The 13,777-nt window shown below is 65.4% G+C and carries 11 protein-coding genes; all 11 read left to right on the top strand.

Annotation, left to right across the window (positions count from 1 at the left end; genetic code table 11):
- The first annotated feature begins 31 nt into the window (after positions 1-31).
- Positions 32-1,810 carry an NADH-quinone oxidoreductase subunit C/D gene (gene nuoC, locus PTT45_RS11125; protein ID WP_273813343.1) on the top strand — a complete coding sequence of 593 codons (1,779 nt, stop codon included), beginning with the start codon at positions 32-34 and terminating at the stop codon, positions 1,808-1,810.
- Between the two features lie 4 nt (positions 1,811-1,814).
- Positions 1,815-2,315: an NADH-quinone oxidoreductase subunit NuoE gene (gene nuoE / locus PTT45_RS11120; RefSeq protein ID WP_273813342.1), complete on the top strand. Its 501-nt coding sequence runs from the start codon at positions 1,815-1,817 to the stop codon at positions 2,313-2,315.
- Positions 2,316-2,329: 14 nt separating this feature from the next.
- The gene (gene nuoF / locus PTT45_RS11115; RefSeq protein ID WP_273813341.1) at positions 2,330-3,679 is read left to right on the top strand and encodes an NADH-quinone oxidoreductase subunit NuoF; all 1,350 of its coding nucleotides are present in this window, start codon (positions 2,330-2,332) and stop codon (positions 3,677-3,679) included.
- Positions 3,680-3,768: 89 nt separating this feature from the next.
- Positions 3,769-6,477, top strand: a complete 2,709-nt coding sequence (gene nuoG, locus PTT45_RS11110; protein ID WP_273813340.1) for an NADH-quinone oxidoreductase subunit NuoG — start codon at positions 3,769-3,771, stop codon at positions 6,475-6,477.
- Positions 6,474-7,466: an NADH-quinone oxidoreductase subunit NuoH gene (gene nuoH, locus PTT45_RS11105; RefSeq protein ID WP_273813339.1), complete on the top strand. Its 993-nt coding sequence runs from the start codon at positions 6,474-6,476 to the stop codon at positions 7,464-7,466. The genes nuoG and nuoH overlap by 4 nt, the downstream gene beginning before the upstream one ends.
- A gap of 13 nt (positions 7,467-7,479) precedes the next feature.
- Positions 7,480-8,028: an NADH-quinone oxidoreductase subunit NuoI gene (gene nuoI, locus PTT45_RS11100; protein ID WP_273813338.1), complete on the top strand. Its 549-nt coding sequence runs from the start codon at positions 7,480-7,482 to the stop codon at positions 8,026-8,028.
- Positions 8,029-8,038: 10 nt separating this feature from the next.
- Positions 8,039-8,548 carry an NADH-quinone oxidoreductase subunit J gene (nuoJ, locus tag PTT45_RS11095; RefSeq protein WP_273813337.1) on the top strand — a complete coding sequence of 170 codons (510 nt, stop codon included), beginning with the start codon at positions 8,039-8,041 and terminating at the stop codon, positions 8,546-8,548.
- Positions 8,545-8,853 carry an NADH-quinone oxidoreductase subunit NuoK gene (gene nuoK / locus PTT45_RS11090; protein ID WP_273813336.1) on the top strand — a complete coding sequence of 103 codons (309 nt, stop codon included), beginning with the start codon at positions 8,545-8,547 and terminating at the stop codon, positions 8,851-8,853. The genes nuoJ and nuoK overlap by 4 nt, the downstream gene beginning before the upstream one ends.
- Entirely contained in the window at positions 8,850-10,700 is a 1,851-nt protein-coding gene (gene nuoL / locus PTT45_RS11085) for an NADH-quinone oxidoreductase subunit L (protein WP_273813334.1), read from the top strand. The genes nuoK and nuoL overlap by 4 nt, the downstream gene beginning before the upstream one ends.
- Positions 10,701-10,715: 15 nt before the next feature.
- Positions 10,716-12,245, top strand: a complete 1,530-nt coding sequence (nuoM, locus tag PTT45_RS11080; protein WP_273813332.1) for an NADH-quinone oxidoreductase subunit M — start codon at positions 10,716-10,718, stop codon at positions 12,243-12,245.
- A 9-nt stretch (positions 12,246-12,254) separates the two neighbouring features.
- Positions 12,255-13,733, top strand: coding sequence for an NADH-quinone oxidoreductase subunit NuoN (gene nuoN, locus PTT45_RS11075; RefSeq protein ID WP_273813330.1), 1,479 nt, complete (start codon positions 12,255-12,257; stop codon positions 13,731-13,733).
- Positions 13,734-13,777 lie beyond the last annotated feature (44 nt).

The raw sequence follows: 13,777 nt of genomic DNA, 5'->3' as shown, positions 1-13,777 counted from the left end.
ACGCCGTATACCGCCGATAGCGACTAAAGACATGACTGACAGCATTCTGTCCGTTCCACCGTACAAGGCCGACGACCAGGACGTGGTGGTCGAGCTGAACTCCCGTTTCGGTGCCGAGACCTTCACCGTCCAAAGCACCCGTACCGGCATGCCGGTGCTGTGGGTCGCCCGTGATCGCCTGATCAACGTGCTGACCTTCCTGCGCAACCTGCCGCGCCCCTACGTCATGCTGTACGACCTGCATGGCGTCGACGAGCGCCTGCGCACCCAGCGCCGCGGCCTGCCGGGCGCCGACTTCACCGTGTTCTATCACCTGATGTCGGTCGAGCGTAACAGCGACATCATGATCAAGGTCGCCCTCAAAGAGGGCGATCTCAATGTCCCCACCGTCACCGGTATCTGGCCCAACGCCAACTGGTACGAGCGCGAGGTCTGGGACCTGTACGGCATCACCTTCCAGGGCCACCCGCACCTGACCCGCATCATGATGCCGCCGACCTGGGAAGGTCACCCGCTGCGCAAGGACTACCCGGCGCGCGCCACCGAGTTCGATCCGTTCAGCCTGACCCTGGCCAAACAGCAGCTGGAAGAAGAAGCCGCGCGCTTCAAGCCGGAAGACTGGGGCATGAAGCGTCAGGGCGAGCACGAGGACTACATGTTCCTCAACCTCGGCCCGAACCACCCGTCCGCGCACGGTGCGTTCCGCATCATCCTGCAGCTGGACGGTGAAGAGATCATCGACTGCGTCCCGGACATCGGTTACCACCACCGTGGTGCCGAGAAAATGGCCGAGCGCCAATCCTGGCACAGCTTCATCCCCTACACCGACCGTATCGACTACCTCGGCGGGGTGATGAACAACCTGCCTTACGTCCTGTCGGTCGAGAAGCTGGCCGGGATCAAGGTGCCGGACCGCGTCGACTTCATTCGCGTGATGCTGGCCGAGTTCTTCCGTATCACCAGCCACCTGTTGTTCCTGGGTACCTATATCCAGGACGTCGGTGCCATGACCCCGGTGTTCTTCACCTTCACCGACCGCCAGCGCGCCTACAAGGTGATCGAGGCCATCACCGGCTTCCGCCTGCACCCGGCCTGGTACCGCATCGGTGGCGTCGCCCACGACCTGCCACGCGGCTGGGACAAGCTGGTCAAGGAGTTCGTCGACTGGCTGCCCAAGCGCCTCGACGAGTACACCAAGGCTGCCCTGCAGAACAGCATCCTCAAGGGTCGTACCATCGGCGTGGCCCAGTACAACACCAAGGAAGCGCTGGAATGGGGCGTCACCGGCGCCGGTCTGCGCTCCACCGGTCTGGACTTCGACCTGCGTAAAGCGCGCCCGTACTCCGGCTACGAGCACTTCGACTTCGAAGTGCCGCTGGCCCACAACGGCGACGCCTATGACCGCTGCATGGTCCGCGTCGAAGAGATGCGCCAGAGCATCCGCATCATCGACCAGTGCCTGCGCAACATGCCGGAAGGCCCGTACAAGGCGGATCACCCGCTGACCACGCCGCCGCCGAAAGAGCGCACCCTGCAGCACATCGAGACCCTGATCACCCACTTCCTGCAAGTCTCCTGGGGCCCGGTCATGCCGGCCAACGAGAGCTTCCAGATGATCGAGGCGACCAAGGGCATCAACAGCTATTACCTGACGAGCGACGGCAGCACCATGAGCTACCGCACGCGCATCCGGACGCCCAGCTTCCCGCACCTGCAGCAGATCCCCTCGGTGATCCGCGGCAGCATGATCGCGGACCTGATCGCCTACCTGGGTAGCATCGACTTCGTTATGGCCGACGTGGACCGTTAATCACATGAGCCAGACTGACCTGATCCAAACCGACCGCTTCGAACTCAGCCAGGCCGAGTACGACGCCATCGAACACGAAATGCACCACTACGAGGACCCGCGCGCGGCGTCCATCGAAGCCCTGAAGATCGTGCAGAAGCAGCGTGGCTGGGTGCCGGACGGCGCCATCTACGCCATCGCCGACATCCTCGGCATCCCCGCCAGCGACGTCGAGGGCGTGGCCACCTTCTACAGCCAGATCTTCCGCGTGCCGGTCGGCCGCCACGTGATCCGCGTGTGCGACAGCATGACCTGCTTCATCGGCGGCCACGAGAACCTGCTCGGCAGCCTCAAGGACAAGCTCGGCATCGTCCCCGGCCAGACCACCGCTGACGGTCGCTTCACCCTGCTGCCGGTGTGCTGCCTGGGTAACTGCGACAAGGCTCCGGCCGTGATGATCGACGACGACACCTACGGCAACCTCAACGGCGACTCCGTCGCCGAGCTGCTGGAGTCTTATCAATGACTGGGCGCGCCGCTATGAAGACTCTTACCTCCATCGGCCCGATCAACAGCATCGCCCGCAGCGAAGAAACCCATCCGCTGACCTGGCGCCTGCGTGACGACGCCCAGCCGGTATGGCTCGAGGAATACCAGGCGAAGAACGGCTACGCCGCCGCGCGCAAGGCCCTGAGCGAAATGGCTCAGGCCGACATCGTGCAGACGGTCAAGGACTCCGGCCTCAAGGGCCGCGGCGGTGCGGGCTTCCCCACCGGCGTGAAGTGGGGCCTGATGCCCGCCGACGAATCCATGAACATCCGCTACCTGCTGTGCAACGCGGATGAAATGGAGCCGAACACCTGGAAGGACCGCATGCTCATGGAGCAGCTGCCGCACCTGCTGGTGGAAGGCATGCTGATCTCCGCGCGTGCGCTCAAGGCCTACCGCGGCTACATCTTCCTGCGCGGCGAGTACGTCGACGCGGCAGCCAACCTGAACCGCGCCATCGATGAAGCCAAGGCCGCCGGCCTGCTGGGCAAGAACATCCTCGGCAGTGGCTTCGACTTCGAGCTGTTCGTCCACACTGGCGCCGGCCGCTACATCTGCGGTGAAGAAACCGCGCTGATCAACTCCCTGGAAGGCCGCCGCGCCAACCCGCGCTCCAAGCCGCCCTTCCCCGCCGCTGTCGGCGTGTGGGGCAAGCCGACCTGCGTGAACAACGTCGAGACCCTGTGCAACGTCCCGGCGATCGTCGCCAACGGCGTCGACTGGTACAAGACCCTGGCCCGCCCGGGCAGCGAAGACATGGGCACCAAGCTCATGGGCTTCTCCGGCAAGGTGAAGAACCCCGGCCTGTGGGAGCTGCCGTTCGGCCTCCCGGCTCGCGAGCTGTTCGAGGACTACGCCGGCGGCATGCGTGACGGCTACAAGCTGAAATGCTGGCAGCCCGGCGGCGCCGGTACCGGCTTCCTGCTGCCCGAGCACCTGGACGCAGCAATGTTCGCCGGCGGCATCGCCAAGGTCGGCACCCGTATGGGTACCGGCCTGGCCCTGGCCGTAGACGACTCGGTCAACATGGTCTCGCTGCTGCGCAACATGGAAGAGTTCTTCGCCCGCGAGTCGTGCGGCTGGTGCACCCCGTGCCGCGACGGCCTGCCGTGGAGCGTGAAGATGCTCCGCGCCCTGGAACGCAAACAAGGCACCCAGCAGGACATCGAAACCCTGCTCGGCCTGGTCAACTTCCTCGGCCCCGGCAAGACCTTCTGCGCCCACGCACCGGGTGCCGTCGAGCCGCTGGGTAGCGCGATCAAGTATTTCCGTACGGAGTTCGAGGCTGGCGTGGCCAGCAGCGCCGCTCCGGCACCGTCGGCGCAGTTCGCGCCGGCCTGAAGAAGTATTCGCATCGCGGCCGAGGCCGCGATGCAACCGTGATTCCATTAGCCAAGCCTGCTTCGGCGGGTAAAGAAGAAACCTGAACCATGGCCACTATCCACGTAGACGGCAAAGATTTCGAAGTCGATGGGGCGGACAACCTGCTGCAGGCCTGTCTGTCTCTCGGGCTCGACATCCCCTACTTCTGCTGGCACCCGGCGCTCGGTAGCGTCGGCGCCTGCCGCCAATGCGCGGTGAAGCAGTACACCGATGAAAACGACAAGCGCGGCCGCATCGTCATGTCCTGCATGACGCCGGCGACCGACAACACCTGGATCAGCATCGACGACGACGAGTCCAAGGCGTTCCGCGCCAGCGTCGTCGAGTGGCTGATGACCAACCACCCGCACGACTGCCCGGTGTGCGAGGAAGGCGGTCACTGCCACCTGCAGGACATGACGGTGATGACCGGCCACAACCAACGCCGGTACCGTTTCACCAAGCGCACCCACCAGAACCAGCAGCTCGGCCCGTTCATTTCCCACGAGATGAACCGCTGCATCGCCTGCTACCGCTGCGTGCGCTACTACAAGGACTACGCCGGCGGTACCGACCTGGGCGTCTATGGCGCGCACGACAACGTGTACTTCGGCCGCGTCGAAGACGGCGTGCTGGAGAGCGAATTCTCCGGCAACCTCACCGAGGTCTGCCCGACTGGCGTGTTCACCGACAAGACTCACTCCGAGCGCTACAACCGCAAGTGGGACATGCAGTTCGCCCCGAGCATCTGCCATGGCTGCTCCAGCGGCTGCAACATCAGCCCCGGTGAGCGCTACGGCGAGATCCGCCGCATCGAGAACCGCTTCAACGGCTCGGTGAACCACTACTTCCTGTGTGACCGCGGCCGCTTCGGCTACGGCTACACCAACCGCGAAGACCGCCCGCGCCAACCGCTGTTCGGTGAAGCCAAGCTGGGCATCGACGCCGCGCTGGACAAGGCCGCCGAGCTGCTCAAGGGCAAGCGCGTGATAGGCATCGGCTCGCCGCGCGCCAGCCTGGAAGGTAACTACGCCCTGCGCGAGCTGGTCGGCGAAGCCAACTTCTACAGTGGCATCGCCGCCGTCGAGCTGGAAAACATCCGCCTGATCCGCAACGTGCTGCAGAACGGCCCGCTGCCGGTGCCGTCGCTGCGCGAGATCGAAGATCACGACGCCGTGTTCGTCCTCGGTGAAGACCTGACCCAGACCGCCGCGCGCGTCGCCCTGGCCCTGCGCCAGTCGGTCAAGGGCAAGGCCACCGAGATCGCCGCTTCGATGAAGATCCAGGACTGGCACATGGCTGCCGTGCAGAACGTGGCTCAGGACGCCCTGCATCCGCTGTTCATCGCCAGCGTCGACGCCACCCGTCTGGACGACGTCGCCGAAGCCTGCGTGCATGCCGCTCCTGCCGACCTGGCACGCATCGGCTTCGCCGTGGCCCACGCCATCGACCCGAGCGCCCCGGCCGTGACCGGCCTGGACGACGAGGCTGCCGAACTGGTGCAGCTGATCGCCGATGCCCTGCTGGCCGGCAAGCGCCCGCTGATCGTCAGCGGCGCCTCGCTGGGCGAGAAGAGCATCGTCGAGGCCGCAGCGAACATCGCCCAGGCCCTGAAGAACCGCGAGAAGAACGCCTCCATCAGCCTGGTGGTCCCGGAAGCCAACAGCATGGGCCTGGCCCTGTTTGGCGGTGACTCGGTAGACGCTGCGCTGGAAGCTCTGACCGCAGGCAACGCCGACGCCGTGATCGTGCTGGAAAACGACCTGTACCGCCGCGCTGACGCCGCCAAGGTCGATGCTGCGCTGGCCGCCGCCAAGGCGGTGATCGTCGCCGACCACCAGCAGACCGCTACCACCGCCAAGGCCAACCTGGTGCTGTCCGCTGCCAGCTTCGCCGAAGGCGATGGCACCCTGGTCAGCCAGGAAGGCCGCGCCCAGCGCTTCTTCCAGGTGTTCGAGCCGAGCTACTACGACAGCAACATCCTCGTGCGCGAGGGCTGGCGCTGGATGCACGCGCTGCACAGCACCCTGCAAGGCAAGGCCGTGGACTGGACCCAACTGGACCAGGTCACCGAAGCCGTGGCTGCCAGCAGTTCCGTGCTGGCCGCGATCAAGGACGCCGCGCCGAGCGCCTCGTTCCGCATCAAGGGTCTGAAGCTGGCGCGCGAGCCGCTGCGTTACAGCGGCCGTACCGCCATGCGCGCCAACATCAGCGTGCACGAGCCGCGTCAGCCGCAGGACCAGGACTCCGCCTTCGCCTTCTCCATGGAAGGCTATTCGGGCAGCAAGGAAGACCGCCAGCAGATTCCGTTTGCCTGGTCGCCGGGCTGGAACTCACCGCAGGCCTGGAACAAGTTCCAGGACGAAGTCGGTGGCCATCTGCGCGCCGGTGATCCGGGCGTGCGCCTGATCGAGTCCCAGGGCAAGACCCTGGCCTGGTTTGCCGTACCGGGCGCCTTCGCCCCGGCCCAGGGCACCTGGCAGGTCGTGCCGTTCCACCACCTGTTCGGCAGCGAGGAGAACTCCTCCCGCGCCGCACCGGTACAGGAACGCATCCAGCCCGCCTACGTCGCCCTGGCCAAGGCCGAGGCCGACCGCCTGGGCGTCAATGACGGCGCGCTGATCAGCCTGACCGTCGCCGGCCAGGCCCTGCGCCTGCCGGTAAAAGTCAGCGAAGACCTGGCCCTCGGTCTGGTCGGCCTGCCGGCCGGCTTCGCCGGCATTCCGGCAGCCATTGCCGGCGCCACTGCAACCGGACTGCAGGAGGCCGCGCAATGAGCTGGCTGACGCCCGAACTGATCGACGTCTTCATCGCCGTCCTCAAGGCCATCGTCATCCTGCTGGTGGTGGTGGTCTGCGGCGCGCTGCTGAGCTTCGTCGAACGTCGTCTGCTGGGCTGGTGGCAGGACCGTTACGGTCCGAACCGCGTAGGCCCGTTCGGCATGTTCCAGATCGCTGCAGACATGCTGAAGATGTTCTTCAAGGAAGACTGGACGCCGCCGTTCGCCGACAAGTTCATCTTCATGCTGGCGCCGATGATCGCCTTCGCCGCCATGCTGATGGCCTTCGCGATCATCCCGGTCACTCCGACCTGGGGCGTGGCTGACCTGAACATCGGCATCCTGTTCTTCTTCGCCATGGCCGGCCTGTCGGTGTACGCCGTACTGTTCGCCGGCTGGTCGAGCAACAACAAGTTCGCCCTGCTCGGCGCCCTGCGCGCATCGGCCCAGACCATCTCCTACGAGGTGTTCCTGGCCCTGGCGCTGATGGGCATCGTCGCCCAGGTCGGCTCGTTCAACATGCGCGACATCGTCGACTACCAGGCCGAAAACCTGTGGTTCATCATTCCGCAGTTCTTCGGCTTCTGTACCTTCTTCATCGCCGGCGTCGCCGTGACTCACCGTCACCCGTTCGACCAGCCGGAAGCGGAGCAGGAGCTGGCCGACGGTTACCACATCGAATATGCCGGCATGAAATGGGGCATGTTCTTCGTCGGCGAGTACATCGGCATCGTGACCATCTCGGCCCTGCTGGTGACCCTGTTCTTCGGCGGCTGGCACGGCCCGTTCGGCATCCTGCCGCAGATTCCGTTCATCTGGTTCGCCCTGAAGACCTGCTTCTTCATCATGATCTTCATCCTGCTGCGCGCGTCGATTCCGCGCCCGCGGTATGACCAGGTCATGGCGTTCAGCTGGAAGTTCTGCCTGCCGCTGACTCTGATCAACCTGCTGGTGACCGGCGCGCTCGTGCTGGCCTCGGCCCAGTAAGGAGAAACACGCAATGCTCAAGTACATATGGGACGTGGTGGTTGGCACCGGTACCCAACTGCGCAGCCTGGTCATGGTGTTCAGCCATGGCTTCCGCAAGCGCGACACCCTGCAATACCCGGAAGAGCCGGTGTACCTGCCGCCGCGCTACCGCGGCCGCATCGTGCTGACCCGCGACCCCGATGGCGAGGAACGCTGCGTAGCCTGCAACCTGTGCGCCGTGGCGTGCCCGGTCGGCTGCATCTCGCTGCAGAAGGCCGAGACCGAGGACGGTCGCTGGTATCCGGAGTTCTTCCGTATCAACTTCTCCCGCTGCATCTTCTGCGGCCTGTGCGAGGAAGCCTGCCCGACCACCGCGATCCAGCTGACGCCGGACTTCGAGATGGGTGAGTTCAAGCGCCAGGACCTGGTGTACGAGAAGGAAGACCTGCTCATCAGCGGCCCAGGCAAGAACCCGGACTACAACTTCTACCGCGTCGCCGGCATGGCCATCGCCGGCAAGCCGAAAGGCGCCGCGCAGAACGAGGCCGAACCGATCAACGTCAAAGGCCTGCTGCCCTAAGGAGGGGATGATGGAATTTGCTTTCTACCTCGCCGCGGGCGTTGCCGTGGCTTCTACCGTGATGGTCATTACCGGGACCAACCCGGTACATGCCCTGCTCAACCTGATCGTCTCGCTGCTGGCCGTGGCCTCGACCTTCTTCGCTCTGGGTGCGCCGTTCGCCGGCGCCCTGGAGATCATCGTCTACGCCGGCGCCATCATGGTGCTGTTCGTCTTCGTGGTGATGATGCTCAACCTCGGCCCGGCTGCCGCCGAGCAGGAGAAACAGTGGCTGAAACCCGGCATCTGGGCGGGTCCTGCGATCCTCTCCCTGCTGCTGCTGGGCCAGTTGCTGTACGCCCTGTTCGCCAGCCCGAGCGGCGCCGCCATCGGTCTGGAGACCGTGGACGCCAAGGCCGTTGGCATCAGCCTGTTCGGCCCCTACCTGCTGGTAGTCGAGCTGGCCTCCATGCTGCTGCTCGCCGCCCTGGTCGCCGCCTACCACCTGGGCCGCCACGAAGCCAAGGAGCCCACTGCATGAATGCCATTCCTCTGGAACACGGCCTGGCCCTGGCCGCCGTGCTGTTCAGCCTGGGCCTGATCGGCCTGATGGTGCGCCGCAACATCCTCTTCGTGCTGATGAGCCTGGAAGTGATGATGAACGCCACCGCCCTCGCCTTCGTCGTCGCCGGTAGCCGCTGGGTACAAGCCGACGGCCAGGTGATGTTCATTCTGGTGATCACCCTGGCAGCCGCCGAGGCCAGTATCGGCCTGGCGATCCTGCTGCAGCTGTATCGCCGCTTCAACACCCTCGATGTCGACGCTGCCAGCGAGATGCGCGGATGAACCTTCTATTCCTCACCCTCCTCTTCCCGCTGCTCGGCTGGTTCCTGCTGGCCTTCTCCCGCGGGCGTATCTCGGAAAACACCGCTGCCGTGATCGGCGTTGGCTCGGTCGGCCTGGCCGCGCTGAGCGCTGCCTGGGTCGTATTCCAGTTCCTCGGTGCCGAACCGGCCAACGGCGTGTACACCCAGACGCTGTGGCAGTGGATGAACGTTGAAGGCCTGGCGCCGAGCTTCACCCTGCACCTGGACGGCCTGTCGGCCACCATGCTCGGCGTGGTCACCGGCGTCGGCTTCCTGATCCACCTGTTCGCCAGCTGGTACATGCGCGGTGAAGAGGGCTACTCGCGCTTCTTCGCCTACACCAACCTGTTCATCTTCAGCATGTTGCTGCTGGTTCTCGGCGACAACCTGCTGGTGCTGTTCTTCGGCTGGGAAGGCGTGGGCCTGTGCTCGTACCTGCTGATCGGCTTCTACTACAAGCACGTGCCCAACGGTAACGCGGCGCTCAAGGCGTTCATCGTCACCCGCATCGGCGACGTGTTCCTGATGATCGGCCTGTTCCTGCTGTTCCTCAACCTCGGCACCCTGAATATCCAGGAGCTGATGGTGCTGGCGCCGCAGAAGTACCTGGCCGGTGATACCTGGCTGTGGGTCGCCACCCTGATGCTGCTCGGCGGTGCGGTCGGCAAGTCCGCCCAGCTGCCGCTGCAGACCTGGCTGGCCGACGCGATGGCCGGCCCGACCCCGGTCTCCGCGCTGATCCACGCCGCCACCATGGTGACCGCGGGCGTCTACCTGATCGCCCGTACCCACGGCCTGTTCCTGCTGACCCCGGAGATTCTCGAGCTGGTCGGCATCGTCGGCGCCGTGACCCTGGTGCTGGCGGGCTTCGCCGCCCTGGTACAGACCGACATCAAGCGCATCCTCGCCTACTCGACCATGAGCCAGATCGGCTACATGTTCCTCGCCCTCGGCGTGCAGGCCTGGGACGCGGCGATCTTCCACCTGATGACCCACGCCTTCTTCAAGGCCCTGCTGTTCCTTGCCTCCGGTGCGGTGATCCACGCCTGCCACCACGAGCAGAACATCTTCAAGATGGGTGGCCTGTGGAAGAAGCTGCCGCTGGCCTACGCCAGCTTCATCGTCGGTGGCGCGGCCCTGGCAGCACTGCCGCTGGTCACCGCCGGCTTCTACTCGAAGGACGAGATCCTCTGGGAAGCCTTCGCCAGCGGTCACAGCGAGCTGCTGTACGCAGGCCTGGCCGGTGCCTTCCTGACCTCGATCTACACCTTCCGCCTGATCTTCATCGCCTTCCACGGCGAGCAGAAGACCGAGGCCCATGCCGGTCACGGCATCGCTCACAACCTGCCGCTGGCCACCCTGATCGTGCTGTCGACCTTCGTCGGCGCGCTGATCACCCCGCCGCTGCACGGTGTGCTGCCGCAGAGCATCGGCCATGCCGGTGGTGAGGCCAAGCACGGCCTGGAGATCGCCTCGGGCGCCATCGCCCTGGCCGGTATCCTCCTGGCCGCCCTGCTGTTCCTCGGCCAGCGTCGCTTCGCCTGCGCCGTCGCCGCCAGCGCCCCGGGCCGCTTCCTGTCGGCCTGGTGGTTCGCCGCCTGGGGCTTCGACTGGCTCTACGACAAGGTCTTCGTGCAGCCCTACCTGCTGATCTGCCGCCTGCTCGGCCGCGATCCGATCGACCAGAGCATCGGCCTGGTGCCGCGTCTGGCCCGTGGTGGCAATGGCCTGCTGGCCCGTGCCCAGACCGGTCAGGTGCGCTGGTACGCCGCTTCCATAGCTGGGGGCGCGGTGTTCGTGCTCGCCGTCCTCCTGTTTCTGAATTAAGGAAAATAGCCCGTCATGATCCTGCCCTGGCTAATCCTGATCCCCTTCATCGGCGGCCTGCTGTGCTGGCAAGGTGAGCGCTTCGGCAACACCCTGCCGCGCTGGATCGCCCTGCTGACCATGGGTCTGCTGTTCGGCCTCGGCCTGTGGCTGTGGGCCACGGCCGACTTCAGCCTGGCCCCCGCGCCTGGCGCCGCTCCGGTCTGGGCCGCTGAGTTCAAGGTCCAGTGGATCGAGCGTCTCGGCATCAGCATCCACCTCGGCCTCGACGGCCTGTCGATCCTGATGATCTGCCTCACCGGCCTGCTCGGCGTACTATCCGTGCTGTGCTCGTGGAACGAGATCCAGAACCGCGTCGGCTTCTTCCACCTCAACCTGATGTGGATCCTTGGCGGCGTGGTCGGCGTGTTCCTCGCCATCGACCTGTTCCTGTTCTTCTTCTTCTGGGAAATGATGCTGGTGCCGATGTACTTCCTCATCGCGCTCTGGGGTCATAGCGGCAGCAAGGGTCATTCGCGGATCAACGCCGCCACCAAGTTCTTCATCTACACCCAGGCCAGCGGCCTGATCATGCTGGTGGCGATCCTCGCCCTGGTGCTGATCAACTACAACAGCAGCGGCGTGCTGACCTTCAACTACGCCGACCTGCTGAAGACCCAGCTGCCAGCCGGTACCGAGTACCTGCTGATGCTCGGCTTCTTCGCCGCCTTCGCCGTGAAGTTCCCGGTGGTACCGGTGCACTCCTGGTTGCCGGATGCCCACGCTCAGGCGCCGACCGCCGGCTCCGTGGACCTCGCCGGCATCCTGCTGAAGACCGCCGCCTACGGCCTGATGCGCTTCGCCATCCCGCTGTTCCCCAACGCCTCGGCCGAGTTCGCGCCGATCGCCATGTGGCTCGGCGTGTTCGCCATCGCCTACGGCGCCTTCCTGTCGTTCGCGCAGACCGACATCAAGCGCCTGGTCGCCTACTCCAGCGTCTCGCACATGGGCTTCGTGCTGATCGCCATCTACTCCGGCAGCCAGATCGCCCTGCAGGGCGCGGTGGTGCAGATGATGGCCCACGGCCTGTCGGCCGCCGCACTGTTCATTCTCTGCGGCCAGCTCTACGAGCGCCTGCACACCCGCGACATGCGCGAGATGGGCGGCATCTGGGCCCGCCTGCCGTGGCTGCCTGCGGTGAGCCTGTTCTTCGCCGCCGCCGCACTGGGCCTGCCAGGTACCGGCAACTTCGTCGGTGAGTTCCTGATCCTGATCGGCAGCTTCCCGGCCGCTCCGTGGGTCGTGGTCCTGGCCGCCTGCGGCCTGGTACTGGGTTCGGTCTACTCGCTGGCGATGATCCACCGTGCCTACTTCGGCCCGGCCAAGTCCGATACACCGCTGCAGGCCATGAAGGCCCGCGAGCTGTACATGGTGCTGGGCCTGGCGGTGCTACTGATCCTGCTCGGCGTCTACCCGCAACCGGTGCTCGACACCTCCGCTGCCAGCATGCATGGCGTGCAGCAGTGGTTCAGCGGTGCCCTCACTCAACTCGCCTCGGTCCGGTAATCAAGCGCTATGGAACTGACGACTCAACACTTCATCGCGCTGCTGCCGCTGCTGGTCACCTGCACCACCATCGTCGTGGTGATGCTGGCCATCGCCTGGAAGCGCAACCACGCCATGGCCTTCATCCTCTCGGTGCTGGGCCTCAACCTGGCCCTGCTGTCGGTGATACCGGCCGTGAGCGTGACGCCGATCCAGGTCACCCCGCTGCTGCTGATCGACAAGTTCGCCTGCTACTACATGGCGCTGGTGCTGGCCGCCACGCTGGCCTGCACCACCCTGGTCCACGCCTACCTGGGCGGTGAATCGGGCAAGCAGGGCTACCCCGGCAACCGTGAAGAGCTGTACCTGCTGATCCTGCTGTCCGCCGCCGGCGGCCTGGTCCTGGTCAGCGCGCAGCACCTGGCCGGCCTGTTCATCGGCCTGGAACTGCTGTCGGTACCGACCTACGGCATGATCGCCTACGCCTTCTTCAACAAGCGTTCGCTGGAAGCCGGCATCAAGTACATGGTGCTGTCCGCCGCAGGCTCGGCCTTCCTGCTGTTCGGCATGGCCCTGCTCTACGCCGAATCCGGCAGCCTGAGCTTCGCCGGCATCGGTGCCAAGCTGGCCGCCGACGGCCTGCCGAGCCTGATCGCCCAGGTCGGCTTCGGCATGATGCTGATCGGCCTGGCCTTCAAGCTGTCGCTGGTACCGTTCCACCTGTGGACTCCGGACGTCTACGAGGGCGCTCCGGCACCGGTCGCCGCCTTCCTGGCCACCGCCAGCAAGGTGGCGGTGTTCGCCGTGCTGCTGCGTCTGTACCAGATCTCGCCGGTAGCCAGCGGCGGCTGGCTGAACGACCTGCTGACCGTGCTGGCCATTGCCTCGATCCTGTTCGGTAACCTGCTGGCCCTGCTGCAGAACAACCTCAAGCGCCTGCTCGGCTACTCGTCGATCGCCCACTTCGGCTACCTGCTGATCGCCCTGATCGCCAGCAAGGGCCTGGCCGTGGAAGCCATCGGCGTGTACCTGGCCACCTACGTGCTGACCAGCCTGGGCGCGTTCGGCGTGATCACCCTGATGTCCACGCCGTATAGCGGCCGCGACGCCGACGCCCTGTACGAGTATCGCGGCCTGTTCTGGCGCCGTCCGTACCTGACCGCCGTGCTGACCGTGATGATGCTGTCGCTGGCCGGCATCCCGCTGACCGCCGGCTTCATCGGCAAGTTCTACGTGGTCGCCACCGGTGTCGAGTCGCAGCAATGGCTGCTGCTGGGCGCGCTGGTCCTGGGTAGCGCCATCGGCGTGTTCTACTACCTGCGGGTCATGGTCACGCTGTTCCTCGCCGAGCCGAACCTCAAACGCCACGACGCGCCGTTCAACTGGGGCCAACGCGCCGGCGGCATCATGCTGGTACTGGTCGCCCTGCTCGCCTTCTTCCTCGGCGTCTACCCGCAGCCGCTGCTGGAACTGGTGCAGCATGCTGGCCTGGTGGCAGTCGCCCCCTGAGCCGCAAGCGCATAAAGAAAACCCGGCCTTGGCCGGGTTTTTTA

Origin of the sequence: Pseudomonas sp. Gutcm_11s (assembly GCF_028649395.1) — a bacterium.
Classification (GTDB): Bacteria; Pseudomonadota; Gammaproteobacteria; order Pseudomonadales; family Pseudomonadaceae; genus Aquipseudomonas.
The sequence above is the reverse complement of the archived record's forward strand: the minus strand, read 5'-3'. Positions and strand labels throughout refer to the sequence as shown.

Excerpts from the sequence above, each read along its gene's own strand:
- nuoM (WP_273813332.1), top strand. The coding sequence starts at position 10,716 with ATGATCCTGCCCTGGCTAATCCTGATCCCCTTCATCGGCGGCCTGCTG.
- nuoN (WP_273813330.1), top strand. The coding sequence starts at position 12,255 with ATGGAACTGACGACTCAACACTTCATCGCGCTGCTGCCGCTGCTGGTC.
- nuoI (WP_273813338.1), top strand. The coding sequence starts at position 7,480 with ATGCTCAAGTACATATGGGACGTGGTGGTTGGCACCGGTACCCAACTG.
- nuoE (WP_273813342.1), top strand. The coding sequence starts at position 1,815 with ATGAGCCAGACTGACCTGATCCAAACCGACCGCTTCGAACTCAGCCAG.
- nuoK (WP_273813336.1), top strand. The coding sequence starts at position 8,545 with ATGAATGCCATTCCTCTGGAACACGGCCTGGCCCTGGCCGCCGTGCTG.
- nuoH (WP_273813339.1), top strand. The coding sequence starts at position 6,474 with ATGAGCTGGCTGACGCCCGAACTGATCGACGTCTTCATCGCCGTCCTC.
- nuoL (WP_273813334.1), top strand. The coding sequence starts at position 8,850 with ATGAACCTTCTATTCCTCACCCTCCTCTTCCCGCTGCTCGGCTGGTTC.
- nuoF (WP_273813341.1), top strand. The coding sequence starts at position 2,330 with ATGAAGACTCTTACCTCCATCGGCCCGATCAACAGCATCGCCCGCAGC.
- nuoG (WP_273813340.1), top strand. The coding sequence starts at position 3,769 with ATGGCCACTATCCACGTAGACGGCAAAGATTTCGAAGTCGATGGGGCG.
- nuoJ (WP_273813337.1), top strand. The coding sequence starts at position 8,039 with ATGGAATTTGCTTTCTACCTCGCCGCGGGCGTTGCCGTGGCTTCTACC.
- nuoC (WP_273813343.1), top strand. The coding sequence starts at position 32 with ATGACTGACAGCATTCTGTCCGTTCCACCGTACAAGGCCGACGACCAG.